Source organism: Streptacidiphilus sp. PB12-B1b (genome assembly GCF_014084125.1).
Classification (GTDB): domain Bacteria; phylum Actinomycetota; class Actinomycetes; order Streptomycetales; family Streptomycetaceae; genus Streptacidiphilus.
The window spans coordinates 1,286,868-1,308,626 of record NZ_CP048405.1; the positions used below are offsets into that span (position 1 = coordinate 1,286,868).

At 72.9% G+C, this 21,759-nt stretch carries 24 protein-coding genes and 1 tRNA gene; 18 read left to right on the forward strand and 7 right to left on the reverse strand.

Features of this window, described 5'->3' with window-relative positions; all coding sequences use genetic code 11:
• Positions 1–59: 59 nt before the first annotated feature.
• The 4 genes from GXW83_RS05885 to GXW83_RS05900 all read left to right on the forward strand — a co-directional run bounded on the left by GXW83_RS05885 (position 60) and on the right by GXW83_RS05900 (position 5,532).
• Entirely contained in the window at positions 60–782 is a 723-nt protein-coding gene (locus GXW83_RS05885) for a response regulator transcription factor (RefSeq protein WP_182441834.1), read from the forward strand.
• Positions 779–2,191: a HAMP domain-containing sensor histidine kinase gene (locus GXW83_RS05890; protein WP_182441835.1), complete on the forward strand. Its 1,413-nt coding sequence runs from the start codon at positions 779–781 to the stop codon at positions 2,189–2,191. The genes GXW83_RS05885 and GXW83_RS05890 overlap by 4 nt, the downstream gene beginning before the upstream one ends.
• Before the next feature lie 211 nt (positions 2,192–2,402).
• Positions 2,403–3,932: a cellulose binding domain-containing protein gene (locus GXW83_RS05895; protein ID WP_182441836.1), complete on the forward strand. Its 1,530-nt coding sequence runs from the start codon at positions 2,403–2,405 to the stop codon at positions 3,930–3,932.
• 175 nt (positions 3,933–4,107) lie between these two features.
• The gene (locus tag GXW83_RS05900; protein WP_225446781.1) at positions 4,108–5,532 is read left to right on the forward strand and encodes a glycosyltransferase 87 family protein; all 1,425 of its coding nucleotides are present in this window, start codon (positions 4,108–4,110) and stop codon (positions 5,530–5,532) included.
• Here the strand turns inward: GXW83_RS05900 and GXW83_RS05905 are convergent.
• Positions 5,452–5,898, reverse strand: a complete 447-nt coding sequence (locus tag GXW83_RS05905) for an SsgA family sporulation/cell division regulator (RefSeq protein WP_182441837.1) — start codon at positions 5,896–5,898, stop codon at positions 5,452–5,454. The genes GXW83_RS05900 and GXW83_RS05905 overlap by 81 nt on opposite strands.
• Before the next feature lie 1,528 nt (positions 5,899–7,426).
• Here GXW83_RS05905 and GXW83_RS05910 point away from each other — a divergent pair.
• Entirely contained in the window at positions 7,427–7,945 is a 519-nt protein-coding gene (locus tag GXW83_RS05910) for an RDD family protein (protein WP_182441838.1), read from the forward strand.
• Positions 7,946–8,029: 84 nt separating this feature from the next.
• Positions 8,030–8,662: an RDD family protein gene (locus GXW83_RS05915; protein ID WP_182441839.1), complete on the forward strand. Its 633-nt coding sequence runs from the start codon at positions 8,030–8,032 to the stop codon at positions 8,660–8,662.
• A gap of 72 nt (positions 8,663–8,734) precedes the next feature.
• Here the strand turns inward: GXW83_RS05915 and GXW83_RS05920 are convergent, their stop codons facing one another.
• Positions 8,735–9,037 carry a hypothetical protein gene (locus GXW83_RS05920; protein WP_182441840.1) on the reverse strand — a complete coding sequence of 101 codons (303 nt, stop codon included), beginning with the start codon at positions 9,035–9,037 and terminating at the stop codon, positions 8,735–8,737.
• Between the two features lie 587 nt (positions 9,038–9,624).
• Between GXW83_RS05920 and GXW83_RS05925 the strand changes: the two genes are divergently transcribed.
• Positions 9,625–10,608, forward strand: a complete 984-nt coding sequence (locus GXW83_RS05925; protein WP_182441841.1) for a phospholipase D-like domain-containing protein — start codon at positions 9,625–9,627, stop codon at positions 10,606–10,608.
• Positions 10,609–10,803: 195 nt separating this feature from the next.
• On the opposite strand, the gene GXW83_RS05930 is transcribed toward GXW83_RS05925, so the two are convergent.
• Both GXW83_RS05930 and GXW83_RS05935 read right to left on the reverse strand, forming a co-directional pair.
• On the reverse strand, positions 10,804–11,400 hold the full coding sequence (locus GXW83_RS05930; RefSeq protein ID WP_182441842.1) for a nicotinamidase: 597 nt from the start codon (positions 11,398–11,400) through the stop codon (positions 10,804–10,806).
• Positions 11,401–11,576: 176 nt separating this feature from the next.
• Positions 11,577–12,968: a nicotinate phosphoribosyltransferase gene (locus GXW83_RS05935; RefSeq protein WP_182441843.1), complete on the reverse strand. Its 1,392-nt coding sequence runs from the start codon at positions 12,966–12,968 to the stop codon at positions 11,577–11,579.
• Positions 12,969–13,145: 177 nt separating this feature from the next.
• Here GXW83_RS05935 and clpS point away from each other — a divergent pair, with 177 nt between their 5' ends.
• From clpS to GXW83_RS05970, 8 genes are all read left to right on the forward strand, one after another.
• On the forward strand, positions 13,146–13,448 hold the full coding sequence (clpS, locus tag GXW83_RS05940; protein WP_182441844.1) for an ATP-dependent Clp protease adapter ClpS: 303 nt from the start codon (positions 13,146–13,148) through the stop codon (positions 13,446–13,448).
• A gap of 62 nt (positions 13,449–13,510) precedes the next feature.
• Positions 13,511–14,110, forward strand: a complete 600-nt coding sequence (locus GXW83_RS05945; protein WP_182441845.1) for a DUF2017 domain-containing protein — start codon at positions 13,511–13,513, stop codon at positions 14,108–14,110.
• Positions 14,111–14,254: 144 nt separating this feature from the next.
• Positions 14,255–14,683, forward strand: coding sequence for a Mov34/MPN/PAD-1 family protein (locus tag GXW83_RS05950; protein ID WP_182441846.1), 429 nt, complete (start codon positions 14,255–14,257; stop codon positions 14,681–14,683).
• A 99-nt stretch (positions 14,684–14,782) separates the two neighbouring features.
• Positions 14,783–14,887: a putative leader peptide gene (locus tag GXW83_RS35260; RefSeq protein ID WP_370466569.1), complete on the forward strand. Its 105-nt coding sequence runs from the start codon at positions 14,783–14,785 to the stop codon at positions 14,885–14,887.
• Between the two features lie 84 nt (positions 14,888–14,971).
• Positions 14,972–15,250, forward strand: a complete 279-nt coding sequence (locus GXW83_RS05955; RefSeq protein ID WP_182441847.1) for a MoaD/ThiS family protein — start codon at positions 14,972–14,974, stop codon at positions 15,248–15,250.
• On the forward strand, positions 15,250–16,218 hold the full coding sequence (locus GXW83_RS05960; RefSeq protein WP_182441848.1) for a PLP-dependent cysteine synthase family protein: 969 nt from the start codon (positions 15,250–15,252) through the stop codon (positions 16,216–16,218). The genes GXW83_RS05955 and GXW83_RS05960 overlap by 1 nt, the downstream gene beginning before the upstream one ends.
• Before the next feature lie 310 nt (positions 16,219–16,528).
• Complete coding sequence (locus GXW83_RS05965) at positions 16,529–16,729, forward strand: MarR family transcriptional regulator (protein WP_182441849.1); 201 nt, start codon at positions 16,529–16,531, stop codon at positions 16,727–16,729.
• Between the two features lie 175 nt (positions 16,730–16,904).
• On the forward strand, positions 16,905–17,651 hold the full coding sequence (locus tag GXW83_RS05970; protein WP_182441850.1) for an MBL fold metallo-hydrolase: 747 nt from the start codon (positions 16,905–16,907) through the stop codon (positions 17,649–17,651).
• Here GXW83_RS05970 and GXW83_RS05975 read toward each other — a convergent pair whose 3' ends face one another.
• Positions 17,652–18,950 (reverse strand): PTS transporter subunit EIIC, encoded by a 1,299-nt coding sequence (locus tag GXW83_RS05975; RefSeq protein ID WP_182447114.1) that lies wholly within the window; start codon positions 18,948–18,950, stop codon positions 17,652–17,654.
• A gap of 86 nt (positions 18,951–19,036) precedes the next feature.
• Here GXW83_RS05975 and GXW83_RS05980 point away from each other — a divergent pair, with 86 nt between their 5' ends.
• The 3 genes from GXW83_RS05980 to rdgB all read left to right on the forward strand — a co-directional run bounded on the left by GXW83_RS05980 (position 19,037) and on the right by rdgB (position 20,716).
• A complete protein-coding gene (locus GXW83_RS05980) occupies positions 19,037–19,315 on the forward strand; it encodes a glucose PTS transporter subunit EIIB (protein WP_225446782.1) in 279 nt (92 codons plus the stop codon).
• 64 nt (positions 19,316–19,379) lie between these two features.
• Positions 19,380–20,105, forward strand: coding sequence for a ribonuclease PH (gene rph, locus GXW83_RS05985; protein WP_182441852.1), 726 nt, complete (start codon positions 19,380–19,382; stop codon positions 20,103–20,105).
• A 5-nt stretch (positions 20,106–20,110) separates the two neighbouring features.
• Positions 20,111–20,716 (forward strand): RdgB/HAM1 family non-canonical purine NTP pyrophosphatase, encoded by a 606-nt coding sequence (rdgB, locus tag GXW83_RS05990; protein WP_182441853.1) that lies wholly within the window; start codon positions 20,111–20,113, stop codon positions 20,714–20,716.
• A 73-nt stretch (positions 20,717–20,789) separates the two neighbouring features.
• On the opposite strand, the gene GXW83_RS05995 is transcribed toward rdgB, so the two are convergent.
• Together GXW83_RS05995 and GXW83_RS06000 are read right to left on the reverse strand one after the other, a co-directional pair.
• A tRNA-Leu gene (locus tag GXW83_RS05995) sits at positions 20,790–20,863 on the reverse strand.
• A 12-nt stretch (positions 20,864–20,875) separates the two neighbouring features.
• Complete coding sequence (locus tag GXW83_RS06000) at positions 20,876–21,565, reverse strand: HNH endonuclease signature motif containing protein (RefSeq protein ID WP_182441854.1); 690 nt, start codon at positions 21,563–21,565, stop codon at positions 20,876–20,878.
• Positions 21,566–21,759 lie beyond the last annotated feature (194 nt).

Sequence of the window (21,759 nt, forward strand, 5' to 3'; positions counted from 1 at the left end):
CCCAGTATGGCCTCTCGCGGCTGTCCGCCCGGCACCCGAATGGCGTACCGTCACACCCCATGGCAACGGTCCTGGTGGTCGAAGACGACCCCTTTGTGCGATCCGCCCTGATACGTCATCTTTCGGGAGCGGGACACGCGGTGCGCAGCGTCGGCACCGCCCTCGAGGCGCTGCGCGAGGTCGCCCAGATCGGCTGCGACGTGGTCATCCTCGACCTCGGCCTGCCCGACCTGGACGGCAGCGAGGCGCTGAAGATGATCCGGGGCCTGACCGACGTCCCGGTGATCATCTCCACCGCCCGGGACGACGAGGCCGAGATCGTCCGGCTGCTCAACGCCGGTGCCGACGACTACCTGGTCAAGCCCTTCTCCGGGGACCACCTCAGCGCCCGGATGGCCGCCGTGCTGCGCCGCGCCGGATCCGCCCCCGGCAGCGGGCAGCTGCTCCAGGTCGGCGGGCTCTGCATCGACCTGCAGCGCCGCGAGGTCACCCTGGACGGCGCCGACCTCGACCTCACCCGCCGCGAGTTCGACCTGCTCTCCTTCCTCGCCGCCCGGCCCGGCGTGGTCGTCCCGCGCCGGGAGCTGCTGGCCGAGGTCTGGCGGCAGCCCTACGGCACCGACCAGACCATCGACGTGCACCTCTCCTGGCTGCGCCGCAAGCTCGGCGAGACCGCCTCCCAGCCGCGCTACCTGCACACCGTGCGCGGCGTCGGCGTCCGGCTGGACGTGCCGCACAACAGCGCCGAGCCCGCAGCCGCCGACGGGCAGCCCACGCCGTGAGATGGGCCCTGGTCAAGGTCTGCATCGCGGTGACCACCATGGTCGCGCTGGCCTTCCTCATCCCGCTCGGGCTGATGGTCCGCGAGACCGCCCGCGACCGGGCCTTCAGCGGAGCCGAACGCCAGGCCGCCGCCCTCGGCCCGGCGCTGGCCATCACCACCGACCAGAACGCCCTGCAACGCGCCGTCGCCACCCTCCAGGGCAGCGGCCCGCAGGCCCAGGGCGGCGGCGCCGGCTGGGAGACCGCCGTCCACGTGCCCACCCGCACCGGCCTGGTGACCATCGGCGACACCCGCAGCACCGCCGCCGAGATCAGCAGCGCCGCCGCCGACGGCCGCAGCGGCACCGTCACCGTCCCCGGCGGCTACGCCTACCTGCAACCGGTCGCGGTGGCCAGCGGGGGAGTGGCGGTGGTGGAGGTGTTCATCCCCGACGCCCAGCTGGACCAGGGCGTGGCCGCCGCCTGGCTGGTGCTCAGCGGGGTGGCCGTGGTGCTGGTGCTGATCTCGGTCCTGGTCGCCGACCGGCTGGGCACCCGCATCGTCGGCTCCGCCCGCCGCCTCGCCGGCGCCGCCCGGGCACTGGGCGCGGGCGACCTGGCGGTGCGCGTCCCGCAGGCCGACGACTCCCCGCCGGAACTGCGCGACGCCGCCGCCGCGTTCAACGCCATGGCCGACCGGGTGGTGCAACTGGTCGTCGCCGAACGCGAGCTGGCCGCGGACCTCTCGCACCGGCTGCGCACCCCGCTGACCGTGCTCCGGCTCAACGCCGCCTCGCTGGGCACCGGCGACGCCGCCGAGCAGACCCGGCACGCCGTCGCCCAGCTGGAACGCGAGGTCGACCAGATCATCCGCACCGCACGCGGCCGGGACGACCGCTTCGCCACCGCCCCCGCCCCGCTGAGCTGCGACGCCGCCGAGGTCATCCGGGACCGGGTCGGCTTCTGGTCCGCCCTGGCCGAGGACGAGGCCCGGCACTGGCAGCTGGTCGGGGACGCCGGTCCGGCCGTCGTCCCGGTCGGCGCGGCCGATTTGGGCGCGGCCCTGGACGCGCTGCTCGGCAACATCTTCCGGCACACCCCCGAGGGCACCGGCTTCACCGTGGACGTCCACGCCCGGCCGGAGGCGGTCACCATCCTGGTCAGCGACGCCGGACCGGGCATCGACGACGCCGACTCCGCGCTGCTGCGCGGCCACGGCCACGGCGGCGAGGGCTCCACCGGCCTCGGCCTGGACATCGTCCGGCGGGTGGCGCAGTCCACCGGTGGCGGGGTCGCGGTCGGCCGCTCGGTGCTGGGCGGCACCGAGATCCAGCTGGTGCTGCACACCGCCGCGGCCGAGCCCGGCCCCCGCGCCCCGCGCGAGCGCGGCCGGCGCCGCGCCACCCCCCGGGTGCGGCTGGTCCGCTGACGGCCTGTTGCGGCGTCGGTTGCGGACCTGTTGCGGGGCCTGATCCTTAAGGGCGCCGTAAGGGAGCCACACCCCTGTCTGAGCGGCCGCTTTCCGCCCCGGGGCGGCCGGTAGCGTCGGCGGCGGCCGGAGCGGGCGCGTCCCACGGACGCCCAGCCCCCTGCGCGGCTCCCGCGGTCCGGCCCCCGACCTGCTCCATGGAGGTACCTGAATGACGCCGTCAGAACACAGCCGCAGCACCCGGGGCTCACGCCGCCGCCGCTCCCGCCGGGCCACCCTCGTCGGCGCCTCCGCCGTCGCGGCCGCCCTGGTCGGCGGCACGGTGGTGGCCCTCGCGGCCTCCGCCGGAGCAGCCACCGTCGGCGCCGTCTACTCCACCACCAGCGACTGGGGCAGCGGCTACAGCGGCCAGTACGACGTCAGCAACGCCACCAGCTCCACCGTGAACGGCTGGTCGCTGACGTTCGACCTGCCCTCCGGAGCGAAGATCAGCTCGCTGTGGAACGCCTCCTACACCGCCAGCGGACAGAAGATCACGGTCACCCCGGCCGCCTGGGACAGCACCTTGACGACCGACCAGCACGCCGTCGTGGGCTTCGTCGTCCAGGGCACCGGCGCGCCCACCGGCTGCACCATCAACGGCGCGGACTGCTCCACCGGCACCGCGCCCACCCCCAGCGGCCAGCCCTCCACCCCGCCGCCCACCAGCCCCACACCCACCGCCCGGCCCACGCCGACCAGCACCCCCACCCCCACCGGCGCGCCCACCAGCCCGACCCCCACCGCCGCGCCGACCACCGGCACCGGCTCGGGCACCAGCGCCGACGCGGCCTTCTCGCCCTACGTCGACACCTCCCTGTGGCCGCCCTACGACACGGCCGCCGCCGCCAAGGCCGGAGCCGCCAAGGACGACAACCTCGCCTTCATCACCGCCGGCAGCGGCTGCACCCCCGAGTGGGGCGGCGTCTCCACCCTCGCCGACACCCCCGACCCCGGCCAGATGAACGAGCTGCGGGCGGCCGGAGGCGACGTCCGGGTCTCCTTCGGCGGGGCCAACGGCACCGAGCTGGCCGAGTCCTGCACCTCCGTCAGCTCGCTGGCCGCCGCCTACCAGCAGGTCATCACCGCCTATCGACTGACGAAGATCGACTTCGACGTCGAGGGCGCCGCCGCGAGCGACACCGCCGGCATCACCCGCCGCGATCAGGCCATCGCCCAGCTCCAGGCCGCCGCCAAGACCCAGGGCAGGACCCTGGACGTCTCCTTCACCCTGCCGGTGCTGCCCTCCGGCCTGGTCCAGTCCGGCACCGACCTGCTCCAGGACGCCAAAGCCAACGGGGTGGACATCTCCGCCGTCAACATCATGGCCATGGACTACGGCGACTCCGCCGCACCCGACCCCAGCGGCCAGATGGGCACCTACGCCATCGACGCCGCCACCGCCACCGAGGCCCAGATCAAGAGCATCTTCGGCTGGACCGACGCGCAGGCGTGGGCCCACGTCGCCGTCACCCCCATGATCGGCGTCAACGACACCAGCGACGAGGTCTTCACCGTCGCCGACGCCACCCAGCTGGCGGCCTTCGCCACCGGCAAGCACCTGGCCTGGCTGTCCATGTGGTCCGCCGCCCGCGACCAGGAGTGCTCCGGCGGGGCCCAGAGCTACGCCTCGCCGAGCTGCAGCAGCATCGTCCAGACGCAGTACGCCTTCGCCAAGGCCCTGGGCGCCTACACCGGCTGACCGGCCGCAGGCCGACCGCCACCACCCCCATGGTCCGCGGGCCCTCCGATCCCAGGAGATCGGAGGGCCCGCTGTCCGTTGTCACACCGGCATGGTTGGCTGGACTCGCCCCACCCACCGGAGGAGCACAGAGATCCGCTAGGGTCACCCACGGTATGCACACAGGGAGGGTCGCGTGACGAGTCTCGGCCAGAGCGCCGGCCCGGACACCGAGGACGGCGCCACCGCCGCACCCCCGGCGCTCCTGCGCATGCCCGCGCCCCTGCGCAGCGCCGTCACCGCCGTCCGCGACGCCCCCCGGCGGCCGACGCTGGCCGCCCTCTGGGCCGCGCTCGGCTCACTGCTGCTCTACGCCGTGGTCCGCCACCTGGCCCACGTCTCCATGATCGACATGGTGGTCTACCGGGCCGAGGGCGGCGCCGTCGCCCACGGCCACGACCTGTACGACCTGCGGGTCACCCAGTACGCCCTGCCGGCGACCTACCCGCCCTTCGCCGCCATGCTGTTCACCCCCACCACCTGGATCCCGGTCGACCTGCTGCGCCCCCTGGTCACCTGCGCCAACCTGGTCCTGCTCGGAGCCTTCGGCTACCTCTCCGCACTGCTCGCCGACTGGCCCAGACGCGCCATGCGCCCCGCGCTGGTACTGCTCACCGTCGGCCTCGGCGTCTGGCTGGAGCCCGTCTTCACCACCCTGCGCTACGGGCAGATCAACCTGCTCATCGGCGTCCTGGTGCTCTACGACCTCACCCGCCCGGACAGCAGCCGCAGCAAGGGCATCGCCCTCGGCCTCGCCGCCGCCATCAAGATCACCCCGGGCCTGTTCGCCGTCTACCTGCTGATCAGCGGCCGGACCAGGGCCGCCGTCACGGCCGGGCTCAGCTGCCTGGGGACGATGGTGATCGGCGCCCTCGTCCTGCCGCACGCCTCCGTCGAGTTCTGGACCGGCGACCTCTACGACACCACCCGGGTCGGCAAGGAGTACATCGTCGACAACCAGTCCCTGCGCGGCGTCCTGGACCGGGTCCTGCACACCACCCACAGCGGCACCAGCACCCTGCTGCTCAGCGCCGCCGTCGCGGTCCTCGGCCTCACCGTCGCCGTCGGCATCCACCGCAGCGCCGGGGACCTCCCGCGCGCCCGCGCCTGGTCGGTGCTCTGCTGCGCCGTCACCGCCCTGCTGATCTCCCCGATCAGCTGGACCCACCACTGGGTCTGGTGCGTCCCGCTGATCGTGCTGCTCTGCGCCGAGGCCGCCCACGAGCGCGCCCGCCACCGTGCGGGCGGCCCGCGCCGGCTCAGGTGGCGCGCCACCGCCGCCGCCACCGGCCTCGCCTTCTGCTCCTTCGCCATGTGGACCGTCCCGCACAAGGGCCTCAGCAACCTGCGCATCCCCTACGCCCTGCAGCCCATAGCCGCCCTCTACCCGATCCTCGGCCTCGCCTTCCTGCTCCTCGCCGGAGAACGCCTGCGCCGCTGCCGGCGCCGACGACGGCGGCGCCCGACCGCGCACGCCGCGTCAGTGCCCGGCCAGGAGGGCGGCCAGCGCCCCGTCCAGGTCCAGGGCGTCCTCCTCCCGGCCGGCCGGGACCAGCCGTAGCGAGCGCTCCAGCCAGGACGCCAGCACCCCCGACGGAGCCTCGATCAACGCGTCCCCGGCGGGGGAGCTGAGCGCCAGGCACATCACACTGCGCCCGCCCAACCGCGTCGGCCAGACCCGCACGTCCCCGTGCCCGCACGCCCGGAACACCCCCTCGATCAGCAGATCCCGGGCGAACACCCAGCTCACCGGGGAGTCCTGGCCCAGGTGGAAGGTGATGTGCACCGCGTACGGGTCCGCCGCCCGGTAGACCAGCAGCGCGGGCACGGGCACGCTCCGGTCCGGTGCGAGCACCAGGCTCACCGTCAGCTCCTGGCGCACCTCGCGCTCGACGCCGCCCCGCACACCCTCGTCGCCGTCCGTCATCGCCCTGCCCCTCTCCGTCACGCGCCGGAGCCGCAACCGGACCCCGTACCGGTGGAGAGTGCGCGGGACGCCGACTCTTACAGCAGTTCGCCGCATGTTCGCCGGAGTTCGCGGCAGCGGTCCCGGAAAGGGCCTTCTCCGGGCGCGTTGTCCGACAAAAGGCCCGTGCTGCGCCGCCCGGGTACTACGCTTTGTCACGGCTCGATGACTGGGCGCATTCCGATCCCCACCAGTGCGCCGTCCGGCAACGCAGACGAAGCAGGTCCATCTCCATGTCGGTTCCATCCTCCGCAGGGTCCGAGGCCTACGGCCGCCCTTCGGCCGGCTACTACCCCGACCCCTCGATCCCCGGCTACGTCCGCTACTGGGACGGGGATCGCTGGCTGCCCGGGACGAGCCGCCCCGCGCCGCCGGACGGCGAGGAGCTCCCGCCGCCGCGCGCGACGGCACGCCCGATCACGCCCTCGATGAGCGTCCCGCCGCCGTCGCCGCAGCTGCCCCCGGACCGGCCCGCCCGGCCGGAGCAGACCGCCGGGCCGGACGAGTCCGGGCCGATCTACCTGGACGGGACCGGCGGTCTGCCCACCACCCTGCCCGGCCCGGAGGAGCAGCCGGACGACGACGGCGCCGCCGGGAGCCGCTGGCACGCCGACGCGCAGCAGCAGCGGGGCCTGATGGAGACCGGCCGCGTGCCGCGCTGGGTCTCCTGGGGAGCCCCCGAGCACGCCCCGCCGGGCGCAGGCCCGCAGGGGCCGGTGGCCGCCGCAGGCCCGGAGCCGCTCCCGGGCGGGCGCGGCGGGTACGCGACGCCCTGGCCGGAGGCGTCCGCCGACGGCATGGCCCCGGCGGCGTCCGGCCCCGGCCCGGAGGCCGCCCCGGCGTACGGCGGCAGCCCGCTGCGGCTGGAGCCCGCCCCCGATCCCGTGCCGCCCGCCGCCCGGATCGCCGCCCAGCCGCCCGCGCCCCGCCCGGCCCCGGTCGCGCTGTCCGTGGTCCCCGACGAGCCCGACCCCCGGCCGTCCGGCGGCGAGCGCCGCCCCCGGGCTGCCTATCCGCCCGCCGCGCGCCCGGTCCCTGACCCCTTCGCCGAGGAGCCCGCGCCGGTGCCCGGCCCGCAGCCGTTCCCCGACACCCGTGCGGCCCGCCACTCCTTCGCCCCGGCGGCCCGGCCGGTCCCGGACCCCTTCGCGGAGGAGCCCGCGCCGGTGCCGGGCCCGCAGCCCTTCCCGGTCGGCGGCGGCCGTCCGGCCCGCAACCCCTTCCGGCCGGACGCCTCCGGCCGGAACCCCTTCGCCGCCCCGGAGGCCGCCGCCCCGCCCGCCCCGGCACCGGCCGCGTCGGTCGCCCCGACCGCAGCCGGGTACGCCCCACCGGCCCCGGCCCCGGCCCCGGCTGCCGCGCCCGCGCCGCAACCGCCCGCGCCCGCACCGGCCGCCCCCGCCGCCACCGCCCCCGGCGCCGACACCGCCCCGGCACCGCCGACCCCGACCCCGACGACGCCGCGCCGCCACGGCGGCGGATGCGGGCCGTGGGCGGGCGGTCCAGCGGCCCCCGCCCCGCGCTGCTCGGGCGGCGGATGGCGGCCCGGTTGTTCGACATGGTGGTCGTGGCCGCCGTGGTCACCCCGATCGCCGTCCCGCTGGTCGCCTCCGTGCAGACCCACCTCCAGCAGAAGGTGGACCTCGCGCGGGATCTGGACGGCCGGAGCACGGTCTGGCTGGTGGATCCCACGGTGCTGGGGAGCGTCGGACTGCTGGTCGCGGCGGTGCTCGCGGTCGGCTTCGTGTACGAGGCGCTGCCGACCGCCGTCTGGGGGCGGACCCTGGGCAAGGCCATCTGCGGCCTGCGGGTGCTGGACCTGCGCTCCAAGCAGAAGCCCGGCTTCGGCCGGGTGCTGGCCCGCTGGCTGTCCTACCAGTTGCTGGTACTGCTGCTGGTGGGCGCGGCCGACCTGCTGTGGTGCATGGTGGACCGGCCGTGGCGGCAGTGCTGGCACGACAAGCTGGGCCGGACCTTCGTCACCTCCGCCGCCGCACAGCGGCGCTGACGGGCGGCGCGCCGCTCACCCGATTGGACGGCCGTCGGGCGTCTGCTCCCGCTATGTCGGCATATCAGATGATCTACTCGATTCATGACGACACCTGAGCCGCCCGACGGGCCGACCCCGCCCTCGTTCGAGAAGCCCGCCCCGGGCGGTTCGTCGTACGGCCAGGCCCCGCCGCCGTACGGTCAGCCGCCGTCCGGCGGCCCCTACTACAACCCGGACCCGTACGGCACCAACCCGTACGGTCCCAGCACCGCCGGGCCCGGGCCGGTCGCCGAGATGCCGCCGCTGGGCGGGCTGGGGCACCGGCTGCTCGCGCGGATCATCGACACCGTGCTGCTCGCCGTCGTCGGGGTGCCGCTGACGCTGCTGCTGCTCACCGGCCACACCCACAGCTCCGGCCGCGCGGCGGCGGCCGAGGTGACCCTCGTGCTGCTGGGCTTCGTCTACGAGGGGCTGATGCTGACCCTGTCGCACGGTCAGACGCTGGGCAAGAAGGCCATGCGGATCAGGGTGGCGGTGCTGGCCAACGGCTCCGCGCCGACCGGCAGCACCGGGTGGATCCGGTCCGCCGTGTACTGGCTGCCGGGCCTGCTGAGCTTCCTCTGCATCCCGGCGCTGTTCTCGCTGCTCAACATCCTGTGGTGCACCTGGGACCGCCCCTACCGCCAGTGCCTGCACGACAAGGCCGCCAAGACGGTCGTGGTGAAAGCAGTCTGACCGACCGTCACCTCACGGGCCCGGGGCCGGCGTCCGGACTGTCCGGTGCCGGCCCCGGGCCTCGTGCCGCGGCTATCGCCTGCTGCCCTCGTGCTCCGGGATCGACTCGTAGCCCGACGCCGCGGTGTGCCGCGCCTGCGCCGGACGGTTGCGGGCCACCAGCAGGCTGCTGCGGCGGCGGGCGGCGGTGTGCCCGCGCCGGTCGGGCGCGGTGATGGCCAGGGCGGCCGCGATCGTCCCCAGGGTGATCCCGAGAATCGCCATCAGCGCCGTGGTGAGCAGGCTGTGCGTGCCGGAGGCGGCCAGGAGCGCGACCGTGGCGATGACGACGGCGAGGGTGCCGTAGCAGATCTGAGCGGGGGTCAGGCGTGGCATGGCTGTTCCGTCCTTCGCGGCGGGGGAGTCGGGACGTTCTCCTGCGGTGTACCCCTGGGCGGACCCGACGACCCCAGGGTAAGGACTCGGCTTGAGGGGCACACGGGGGCGCACGGACTCATCGAACAGGCGGACGGCCCGACTATGCCGCTGGCAGCTCCGCGTGCCGCCCCTGCCGCCCGATCGCCCCGCCCGTCCGCCATGCCGCTGCTGAACGCGGGTAGACAGGTGGTCGTGCGCCGCTCATTGGTCGTCGGTTCCGGGCGGTCTACGCGCGTGGTCTCCTAGCGGCGCACCGGCCCGGCCCCGATCGGCGTATGCCCCACTGTCACGGCGGGCACACATGATGTTCACCTTCGGCGCCCCGGGGCCGGGGCGGTTCCGGGGCGCCGCCGCTGCGGGCGTGGTCGCAGGCGTTCGCGCAGCCCGCGTCGGACGGTGCGTACCCGGTCGATCGTACGCGCGTAGACAAGTGGTCATGACAAGTTAACCGAGCAGGTATTCCCACCGGTCTACGCGCGTGGTTCTCTGGATAGCGCATTGGTCCCGACGGGCTGATGATCCATCAAGTGTCTTGGGAGACACACATGTTGCGCACATCTGTACGCCGTGCCGGGATAGCCATGGCCGCCTGCGCCGCTGCGTTCAGCACCGCCCTCCCCGCCCACGCCGCCAGCACCTACTCGGCATTCACTTTTGCTCTGGGCACGAGCGAGCCGACGATCTACTCCTTCATCAACTCCGCGACCTCCACGCTCGACATGACCATGTACGAGCTCAAGGACACCACCGCGGTCAACGACCTGATCGCCCGCGAGAAGGCCGGCGTCAAGGTCCGGGTCATCCTGGACCGCGAGGAGACCTCGACCAACTCCTCCGCCTACTCCGCCCTCAAGGCGGCCGGCGTGGGCGTCGTCTACTCCTCCTCGTCGTTCACCTACACCCACCAGAAGACGATCACCGTCAACGGCGACGAGTCGCTGATCCTGACCGGCAACCTGACCTCCGAGTACTACCCGACCAGCCGCGACTACGGGGTCTTCGACAACGACCAGACCGACGTCGCCGCGATCGAGAAGGTCTTCGCCGCCGACTACGCGCACACCTCGATCACCCCGAGCGACGGCGACAACCTGCTGTGGTCGCCGACCACCGCCCAGAGCCGGCTGCTGTCCGTGATCAACGGCGCGACCACCACCCTGGACGTCGAGGAGGAGGAGTTCAGCGACACCGCCGTGGTCAACGCGATCGTCGCCGACGCGGAGCGCGGCGTCACCGTGCGCGTCGTGCTGGAGACCCCCTCCGACTACTCCTCCGAGGTCAACAAGGTCGAGGACGCGGGCGGCACGGTCGTCGGCTACTCCTCCAGCACCGGCTTCTACATCCACGCCAAGGCGATCGTCGCCGACTACGGCCTGTCCACCCAGAACGTCGAGGCCGGGTCGATGAACATCACCAGCAACTCGCTCGGCAGCAACCGCGAGCTGGGCATCATCCTCAAGGACTCGGGCGTCGCCTCGGTCATCGAGACCGCCTTCAACAGCGACTACGCGGGCGGCGGCGCGGCCTAGCCGCCGCAGCGCCCGGCCCGTCCGGCCGCTTCGGGGCCCGCAGACCCCGAGGCACCGGTCCGGACGGCGCCCTGCGGGAGCGGGCCGTGCGCACCGGAGCCTCCCCGGTGCGCACGGCGCGCGCGAAGCAGGTGCCTTCCAAGCACTTGGCCGCAAAGGCAAAGCCTCCCCGGTGCGCACGACGGCACCCCGCCGTCAGCCCGCGGCGAGCACCACCGGCGTGCCGGTCAGCACCACGCCCGCCGCCTGCAACTGCTCCAGCGCGGCCTCGGTCGTCTCCTTGGCCACCCCCGCCGTCAGGTCCAGCAGGACGCGGGTGGTGAAGCCCTCGCGGGCGGCGTCCAGGGCGGTGGCCCGGACGCAGTGGTCGGTGGCGATGCCGACCACGTCGACCTCGGTGACCCCCCGCTCGCGCAGCCACCCGGCCAGCGTCTCGCCGTTCTCGTTGGCGCCCTCGAAGCCGCTGTAGGCGGCGGAGTACGCGCCCTTGTCGAACACCGCCTCGATCGCGCCGGAGGTCACCGAGGGGGCGAAGTTGGGGTGGAAGCCGACGCCCTCGGTGCCCGCGACGCAATGCACCGGCCAGCTGCTGACGAAGTCCGGGGTGTCCGAGAAGTGTTCGCCCGGGTCCACATGGTGGTCGCGGGTGGCGACCACGTGCCGGTATCCGGCGGAGGACTCGGCGACCAGGTCGGTGATGGACGCGGCAACCTCCGAGCCCCCGCTCACCGCGAGGCTGCCGCCTTCGCAGAAGTCGTTCTGCACGTCGACGACGATCAGTGCGCGGTGCATCGGGGGACCTCGCTTACAGGGGGCTCAGCGGCCGGACGGAAAACGGTGGGGCGGACATGTGCGGGTGCGCGGACGTGTGCGGGTGCTGGGACAGAGCGTAGGGACCGCGCCGGACGCTGGGGAAGAGCAGCGCGCGCCGCATGAGCCCCGACGCCCGTCATCACCCGCCTCCACCGTCAGCCGGCGTGACCCGAACGGGTCACGTACTCGGTCGGGATCACCGGCTCACCCTTCGACAACTGCGTCGCCGACATGGGCAGCTGCTCGCGCGAACGCAGGTGCCTCGCACGCGCGTCCGCCAGCGGCTCGCGGCCGACGATCTCGCCCCCGCGTACCAGGGTACGGTGCAGCAGCCGGTCGCCGAGATCGTGCGGGACCGGTCCGACGCCGACGACCTCGGCCTCGGCTACGCCCTCGGCGTCCAGCCGCCGGGCCGCCCACTTGCGCCCGCCACGGCTCCCCTTGGCCCCGGCGGAACGTTTCGCCACCGGCACCAGCGGCGCCTGCGGATCAGCCGAGGAGGCCCGGGCGACCAGCTTGTAGACCATGGCGCAGGTCGGCTGCCCGCTGCCGGTGACCAGCGAGGTGCCCACCCCGTAGCCGTCGACCGGTGCGCTGCCCAGCGCCGCGATGGCGTACTCGTCCAGATCGCTGGTGACCGTGATCCGGGTCTCCTTGGCGCCCAGCTCGTCCAGCTGCCGGCGGACCCGGTGCGCCAGCATCAGCAGGTCGCCGGAGTCGATCCGGACCGCCCCGAGCCCCGGCCCGGCCACGTCGATCGCGGTGCGGACCGCCTCGTCCAGGTCGTAGGTGTCGATGAGCAGGGTCGTCCCGCGCCCCATCGACTCGATCTGCGCGGTGAACGCGTCCCGCTCGCTGTCGTGCAGCAGGGTGAACGCGTGCGCGCTTGTCCCCCTGGTGGGGATGCCGTAGCGGAAGCCCGCCTGCAGGTCCGAGGTGGCCGCGAAGCCCGCCACATAGGCGGCCCGGGCCGCCGAGACCGCCGCCAGCTCGTGCGCCCGGCGCGCGCCCATCTCGATCAGCGGCCGGGAGCCCGCCGCGGCCGACATCCGCGAGGCCGCGGCGGCGATCGCCGAGTCGTAGTTGAGGATCGACAGGATCGCCGTCTCCAGGATCACCGCCTCGGCGAAGCTCCCCTCGACCACCAGCACCGGCGAGCCCGGGAAGTAGCACTCGCCCTCGCCGTAGCCCCGGATGTCGCCGCGGAACCGGTAGTCCGCCAGCCAGGCCAGGGTGGCGTCGTCCACGATCCGCTCGTCGGCGAGCCAGTCCAGCTGCGGGGCGGTGAAGCGGAACGCCTCCACCGCGTCCAGCACCCGGCCGATCCCGGCGGCCACGCCGTAGCGGCGGCCCTCCGGCAGGCGGCGGGTGAAGACCTCGAAGACCGAGTGGCGCCGCGCCGCGCCGCTGCGCAGGGCGGCCTGCAGCATGGTCAGCTCGTAGCGGTCGGTGAGCAGCGCGGTGGAATCCGCGGGCGCGGCGGCGTACGCCGCCGGGGCACGCGCGGGGAGGTCCGTGGCACTCGCGGAGAGGGAAGCGGCGTCCATAGGACGATGCTACCGCGAATACTCGTCACTCTGACGATTTCTCCTCCGGGTGAGCCCCGGATCGCTTCGGCATCCCCCGGATGGCAGCATGGACAGGTACGGCACAACCCTCCCACCAGCCTTCGGTAGCCGCCCGCCGGCCGCTTCCGGGGAACCCACCGAACAGGAGCCACCGCCGTGAGTGTCGCGCCGGTCGAGATCGAGCGCACCGAGTCGGATTCGGCGCCCCAGGCGGTGCAGGAACCCGACCTCCCGTGGGTGACGATCGTCCACGACGACCCGGTGAACCTGATGAGCTACGTGGTCTACGTCTTCCAGTCGTACTTCGGCTACCCCAAGGACAAGGCCCGGGCGCTCATGATGGACGTCCACCACAAGGGCCACGCCGTGGTCTCCAGCGGAACCCGCGAGGAGATGGAGCGCGACGTCCAGGCCATGCACGGCTACGGGCTCTGGGCCACGCTGCGGCACGACAAGTGACGCACCGGCACCACCCTGCCCCGCCCAGCACGACGAACCCGAAAGGCGTCACCGAACTCCTCATGTCCGGACTCTTCAAGCCCGTCCGCCACGGCGGTGCCGCGATCACCCTGGACCAGGTCGAGGCATCCATCCTGCGGAGCTTCGCCGTCCAGATGCTGGAACTCATCGGCCCCGGCGACGAGGCCGCGGACAGCGACGACCCGCTCGCGCGCCTCTTCGCCACCGGCCCCAGCAAGGCCCCGGATGACCCCGCCCTGGCCCGGCTCTTCCCCGACGCCTACGGCGACGGACCCGACGCCGCCGAGGGCAGCGAGGACCTCCGGACCGCCGAGTACTCCGCCGAGTTCCGCCGGTTCACCGAGAACGACCTGCGCGCCCGCAAGCGCGAGGACGGCCTGGCCCTGGTCCGCAGCCTCGACCAGGCCCCCACCGGCCGCCGGGGCCGGGTCGAGCTCACCCTGGACGACGAGGGCTGCCGCCACTGGCTCGGCGCCCTCAACGACCTGCGGCTCACCCTCGGCAGCCGGCTCCAGGTCACCGGCGACCACGACGCCGACCCCTACGTCCTGGCCGACGAGGACCCGCGCAAGCCGCTGCTCATGGCCTTCGTCTGGCTCGGCCAGCTCCAGGAGAGCCTGCTCGACGCCCTCACCCGCTGACCGCTGGCGCTCTGACCCCTGAACCCCGCTGCCCCGCTGCCCCGCTGCCCCGCTGCCCCGCTGCCCCGCTGCCCCGCTGACCTCTGGCCCTGCCGACCCCGCGCCCGCCCGGGCGCCGGGCGGGCGGCGTCCTATCCTGGCGCCATGCTGACCATCACCCGCGCCCTGCACGACCAGATCGTCGCCCACGCCCGCGCCGACCACCCCGACGAGGCATGCGGCGTTGTCGCCGGACCGGCCGGGAGCGGGCGCCCCGAGCGCTTCATCCCGATGCTGAACGCGGCCCGCTCGCCCACCTTCTACGAGTTCGACTCCGGCGACCTGCTCAAGCTCTACCGGGAGATGGACGACCGGGACGAGGAGCCGGTGGTCGTCTACCACTCCCACACCGCCACCGAGGCGTACCCCTCGCGCACCGACGTCTCCTACGCCTCCGAGCCGCAGGCGCACTACGTGCTGGTCTCCACCGCCGAATGCGGCAACGACGACGGCCCGTTCCAGTTCCGCTCGTTCCGCATCGTGGACGGCGTGATCACCGAGGAGGACGTCCGGATCGTCGACGACCCCGCCTGACCGGCCGCCCCGGCGTGACATCCCACACACCGGGACGAAAGCGCCCACCAGGCAAGACGGCCATCCCGCAGCCCGCTCGGGAATCTATACGATGACCGCATGCGTTACCTCGACGTGAGCCCTCCCGCCGCAGGCATCCGCCTCGTGGCGCGGCTGCACGTCGACCTGTGCCGCCTCGCCAGCGCGATCTGTCGCGCCCGCTGACCGCCCCGCCCGCGCGGCCCACACCCGCTCCGCCCGCCCGCGGGCGACCACCCCGCCCGCCCCGCCACCCTCTGGAGTGCAGCCATGGCCATCGAGGTCCGCATCCCCACCATCCTCCGCACCTACACCGACGGCGCCAAGGCCGTCGAGGGCAGCGGTGCCACCCTGGGCGACCTCTTCTCCGACCTCGACGCCCGGCACCCCGGCATCCGCGAGCGCCTCGTCGACGCCGGCGAGCTCCGCCGCTTCGTCAACGTCTACCTCAACGACGAGGACGTCCGCTTCCTCGACGGCATCAACACCGCCGTCGCCGCCGGTGACAGCGTCACCATCCTCCCCGCCGTGGCCGGCGGTTCCGTCTGATGCGGTACGGCACCCCGCTCGACGCCGTCGGCAACACCCCCCTTGTCGGCCTGCCCCGGCTCTCCGCGGGCATCCCCGGCAACGAGTCGGGTGCCGTTCGCCTCTGGGCCAAGCTGGAGGACCGCAACCCCACCGGATCGATCAAGGACCGCCCCGCGCTCCACATGATCGAACGCGCCGAAGCGGACGGACGCCTCACCCCCGGCTGCACCGTCCTCGAACCCACCAGCGGCAACACCGGCATCTCCCTCGCCATGGCAGCCAAGCTCAAGGGCTACCGCATGGTCTGCGTCATGCCCGAGAACACCAGCGAGGAACGCCGCGAACTGCTCCGCATGTGGGGCGCCGAAGTCATCCCCTCCCCGGCCGCCGGCGGCTCCAACACCGCCGTCCGGGTCGCCAAGGAACTCGCCGCCGAACACCCCGACTGGGTCATGCTCTACCAGTACGGCAACCCCGACAACGCCGGCGCGCACTACGCCACCACCGGCCCCGAGATCCTCGCCGACCTGCCCACCGTCACCCACTTCGTGGCCGGCCTCGGCACCACCGGCACCCTCATGGGCGTCGGCCGTTACCTGCGCGAGAAGACCCCCGGCATCACCGTCGTCGCCGCCGAGCCCCGCTACGACGACCTCGTCTACGGGCTGCGCAACCTCGACGAGGGCTTCGTCCCCGAGCTGTACGACGCCTCCGTGCTCAGCACCCGCTTCTCCGTCGGCTCCGCCGACGCCGTCCGCCGCACCCGCGAGCTGCTCCAGCAGGAGGGCATCTTCGCGGGCGTCTCCACCGGCGCCATCCTGCACGCCGCCCTCGGCGTCGGCCGCAAGGCCGCCCAGGCCGGCCAGAGCGCCGACATCGCCTTCGTCGTCGCCGACGGCGGCTGGAAGTACCTCTCCACCGGCATCTACACCGCCGAGACCACCGAGGACGCCGTCGCCGCCCTCCAGGGCCAGCTCTGGGCCTGACCGGCCCCGCGCACACCCCGCAACACCCCGCACACGACCCCGGCAGGGGCCCGGCGACAAGCCGCGCCCCAGGCCGCGATCGGATGTTCCCCTGCCCCCCGCACGTACGAGCACATACCGGGCCGCACCATGGGGACTCCGCTCGCGGCCTTTTATATATCCGTATTCTGACCCCAAACCGTAACAGAACGACGACAAGGGACATTCCTCCGCTTTGCCCCCGCGCCTCTGGAAAAAGGTGGGAGCAGAACAGCCGACCCCGCCGCGCACCGAACGGCGCTGGTCACGCACCCATCGGAGGAGGGACGTCATGAGTCCTCGCAGTGGCGAACTCTGGTCCTATGTGCAGATCGCAGCCCACATCGGCGTCCAGCCGGACACCGTCAAGTCCTACCGCCGCCAAGGCGTCCTGCCCGAACCCGACGTCGTCACCGTCCTCGGCCAGCCCCGCTGGTACGCCGAAACCATCCGCGCCTGGAGCGCCCGACGCCCCCGCAACCGGGACCGCTGACCCGCCACTCGCACACCGCCCGTACAGGGGAGCGCCCCGCGCCCCCCGTACTGGTGATTCCGACCACAACCGGCCCCGCGGACGACTGCGAAACCATACCGCCGCCTTACTCTCGACTCTCACGCACGAACGCAATGAAGCGGCAGCACCGGTACCGGCAGGCGGAGGACGCGGCATGGATCTGACCGTGGTGGGATGCTCGGGGAGCTTCCCGTCAGCCGACTCGCCCTGCTCCTGCTACCTGCTCCAGGCCGACGGATACCGGCTGGTCATCGACCTCGGCAACGGCGCCCTCGGCGCCCTCCAGCGCTACTGCGGCCTCTACGAGGTCGACGCGGTCCTGCTCAGCCACCTGCACGCGGACCACTGCATCGACATGTGCGCCTACTACGTCGCCCGCAACTACCGCGTCGGCGGCTGCCCCGACCCGCTGCCCGTCCACGGCCCGCACGGCACCGCCGAACGCCTCGCCCGCGCCTACGACATGGACGAGCACCCCGGCATGAAGCAGGTCTTCGACTTCAACACACTGGAAGAGGGCACCTTCCAGCTCGGCCCGCTCAGCATCACCGCCACCAGAGTCGCCCACCCGGTCGAGGCCTTCGCCTTCCGGATCGAACACGGCGGCCGCTCCCTCGTCTACACCGGCGACACCGGCCCCTGCGACCAACTCGTCGACCTCGCCCGCGGAGCCGACCTGCTGCTCAGCGAAGCCGCCTTCACCCACGGCAAGGAGGACATCCCCGACCTCCACCTGAACGGCCGTCAGGCCGGGGAGGCCGCCGCCCAGGCCGGCGTCGGACGCCTGGTGCTGACCCACATCCCGCCGTGGACCGACCCCGAGCAGAACCGCGCCGACGCCGTCGCCGCCTACACCGGCCCGGTCGAACTCGCCCGCCCCGGCGCGGTCTACCACCTCTGACTACCGCACGTTGGCCTGCTCCAGCTCGTCCGCGTCGTCCTCCCGGCCCGGCGTCTTCAGGTCGAAGACGGTGATGACGACCCGGAACACCGTGTAGTAGACCACCGCGAACACCGCCCCGATCGGCAAAATCAGCCACGGCTTGGTCGCCAGACTCCAGTTGATCACGTAGTCGATCAGCCCCGCCGAGAAGCTGAACCCGTCGTGCACCCCCACCGCCCAGGTCACCGCCATCGACACCCCCGTCAGCAGCGCGTGGACCGCGTACAGCACCGGCGCGACATACAGGAACGAGTACTCGATCGGCTCGGTCACCCCGGTCATGAACGAGGTCAACGCCACCGAGACCATCATCCCGGTCACCTCCTTGCGCCGACTCGGCTTGGCACAGTGCGCGATGGCCATCGCCGCCGCCGGCAACGCGAACATCATGATCGGGAAGAAACCCGAAGTGAACTGACCCGCCGTCGGATCACCCGCCAGGAACCGGTTGACGTCCCCGTGCACCACCGTCCCGTCCGGCTCGGTGTAACTGCCGAACTGGAACCAGAAGAACACGTTCAGGAACTGGTGCAGACCGACGACCAGCAACAGCCGGTTGGCCACCCCGAAGACCCCCGAACCGGTCGAGCCCAGATCCGTCAGCCCGTCCGCGAAACTGTCCAACCCCCGCCCGATCGGCGGCCACACCCACAGGCACACCACCGCGAACAGCAGCGCCGCACCCGACATGATGATCGGCACCAGCCGGCGGCCGTTGAAGAAACCCAACCAGTCCACCAGCTTCACCCGGTGGTACCGCTGCCACAGGTAGGCCGTCATCAACCCGATGACGATGCCGCCGAACACCCCCGGATTCTGCGCCACGGGCAGCGCCGCCGCCGAGTACGGCCCCGCCGCCGGACCGGTCAGGCACACCTGCCCCGACAGCACCGACGGCCGCGCACAGCTCGCAAAGGTCGCCAGCACATTGTGGTAGACCAGGAAACCCGCCACCGCCGCCAGCGCCGTCGACCCGTCCGACTTCTTCGCCATCCCGATCGCCACCCCCACCGCGAACAGCAGCGGCAGCCCCAGCGACCCGTCCAGCAGCGCCCCGCCCGCGCCGCCGAACACCTGCACCAGCTTCTCCGGAAAATGCCAGCGGGTGTGGATGTCCGGCTGGCCCAGCCGGTTCAGGATCCCCGCCGCCGGCAGCACCGCGATCGGCAGCTGCAGACTCCGCCCCATCTTCTGCAGACCGCTGACCAGCCCCTGCCACCACGGCTTCCGCGGAGCGACGGCACCGGCCGAACTCATGGACTCTCCTCCCCGGGGGGCCACCGACCCGCTGACGCCATCCTCACGGACAAAAGCGGAACTATGCGAGCGAAACACAGCCAACCGTGCGTTACTTTGTACAAACAGACGACACGGCAGGAGCGGGCACCATGGCCACAAAGGCTGAGAAGATCGTCGCCGGCCTCGGCGGCATCGAGAACATCGACGAGGTCGAGGGCTGCATCACCCGGCTGCGCACCGAGGTCGTCGACCCGTCCAAGGTGGACGAGACCGCCCTCAAGGCCGCCGGCGCCCACGGAGTCGTCCGCATGGGCACCGCCGTCCAGGTCGTCATCGGCACCGACGCCGACCCCATCGCCTCCGAGATCGAAGACATGATGTGACCGCCCGGCCGCTCCTGCCCGACACCCCCGCGAGCGGCCTTTCCCACCCGATAGGGTCGGAACCATGACACGCACCGACGGCCGTACCGACGACCAGCTCCGCCCCATCACCATCGAACGCGGCTGGAGCAAGCACGCGGAAGGATCGGTCCTCGTCTCGTTCGGCGACACCCGCGTGCTGTGCACCGCGAGCGTGACCGAGGGCGTGCCGCGCTGGCGGCGCGGCAGCGGCGAGGGCTGGGTGACCGGCGAGTACGCGATGCTGCCGCGCGCCACCAACACCCGCAACGACCGCGAGTCCGTCCGCGGCAAGATCGGCGGACGCACCCATGAGATCAGCCGCCTGATCGGCCGCTCCCTGCGCGGCGTGGTCGACACCCGCGCCCTGTCCGAGAACACCATCGCCATCGACTGCGACGTCCTCCAGGCGGACGGCGGCACCCGCACCGCCGCCATCACCGGCGCCTACGTCGCCCTGGTCGACGCGGTCCGCTGGGCCCAGGCCAAGAAGATCACCCGGGCCAAGGCCGAGCCCATCGTCGGCGCGGTCAGCGCCGTCAGCGTCGGCATCGTCGGCGGCGTCCCCATGCTCGACCTCTGCTACGAGGAGGACGTCCGCGCCGAGACCGACATGAACATCGTCTGCACCGGCGACGGAAAGTTCGTCGAGGTCCAGGGCACCGCCGAGGGCGCGCCCTTCGACCGCGCGCTGCTCGACCAACTGCTCGACCTCGGCCAGCTCGGCTGCGCGGAGCTGGACGAGATCCAGCGCAAGGCACTGGAGGGCTGACCGCGATGACCGCACGACTGATCCTCGCCACCCGCAACGCCCACAAGGTCGGCGAACTGCGCGCCATCCTCGGCGCGGCCGGGCTCGACATCGACCTGGTCGGCGCCGACGCCTACCCCGAGATCCCGGACGTCCGCGAGACCGGCGTGACCTTCGCCGAGAACGCCCTGCTCAAGGCCCACGCCCTGGCCCAGGCCACCGGGCTGCCGGCGGTCGCCGACGACTCCGGCCTCTCCGTGGACGTCCTCGGCGGCGCCCCCGGCATCTTCTCCGCGCGCTGGGCCGGCACCCACGGCGACGACAAGGCCAACCTGGAGCTGCTGCTCGCCCAGCTGGGCGACATCGCGCCGCCGCACCGCACCGCGCACTTCCGCTGCGCGGCCGCCCTGGCCCTCCCGGACGGCACCGAGCACGTGGTCGAGGGCCGGCTCCCGGGCACCCTGCGGTACGAGCCGGTCGGCACCCACGGCTTCGGCTACGACCCGATCCTGCAGCCCGACGGCTACGACGTCACCTGCGCCGAGCTCACCCCGGACCAGAAGAACGCCATCAGCCACCGCGGCCACGCCTTCCGCGCCCTCACCCCCCTCCTCCGCACCCTCCCCGCCTGAGGGGCCGGGATTCCCGGTTTCTGCCGGTCACAGGAACGGCCGCCTCGTCCAGGACGAAGCGGCCGTTCTGCTGTGCGCCCGGTGGGATTCGAACCCACAACCCCGGCCACCTAAAGACCGTCCCTCTCCCTGTTGGGGCACGGGCGCAGCGCTCCAACACTATCCGATGGCCGCAGAAGCGGTACACGTACGGGCCGCTCCGGACGGCGGCTGACGGCTCCGTCGGTTCTTGTTGCGCCCGCAGTATGTCTCCGTCTGCGTGTGGCAGTTGGGGCAGAGCATGCGCAGGTTCTCCGCCCGGTTGTCCGACCAGTCGCCGTTGATGTGATCCACCTCAAGGGTGATCGGTTTGCCCAGCCAGGTGCCCGTGTTCCCGCAGAGCGCACACGCATCGGGCCGCCCGCTCTCGATGAGGGCGAGACGCAGCCGCTGTCCGGGTACACGCTTGGCCGTTGCCGGCCGCTGGACGAGGAAGTCCACGGAGCGCCCCTTGAGCCGCTTGCCACGATTGTGGGCCTGTCCGGTGAAGTGCGACGTGTCGATGCCGAACTCCCTGATACGCCGGGCGATATAAGCCTGGGTGCCGCCGGCCGGGCGGAGGCCCAGGTGCCTCACCACGCCTGCGAAGCTCTCGGCGTGGTCGACGCCCTCCTGGAGGAGCTCCCGGGTGTGGACCACAGCGGGCTGCGGGAAGTGGTCCGTCGGGATGTCGAACTCGGTGAGCTTCCGGCGAAGGTAGATGCGGCGCTGGGGTGTGGCCTCCAGGCCGAGGAGGGCGAGCAGGTCGTCCTGGGACGACGCCGTGGGCGCCAGCGTTGCGAGGCGGGCGCGGGTGTAGAGGCTTGACATGGGTGCTCCCTGCGGTGGGTGGGTGGCAGGGGCGCGGCGGGCGGGTGCGTGGGTGGAGGCGGGCATGGCTCGGCCGGTCCCTTGGGTGACGAGGTGGGGTCGGGGCGGTCGAGGGTGCCGGGGCCGGGTTGGCTTGGGCCTCGCCGGGGTCAACGAGGTGGGTGCCCGAGGGGGCACGGGGGGCGGGGTGTGGC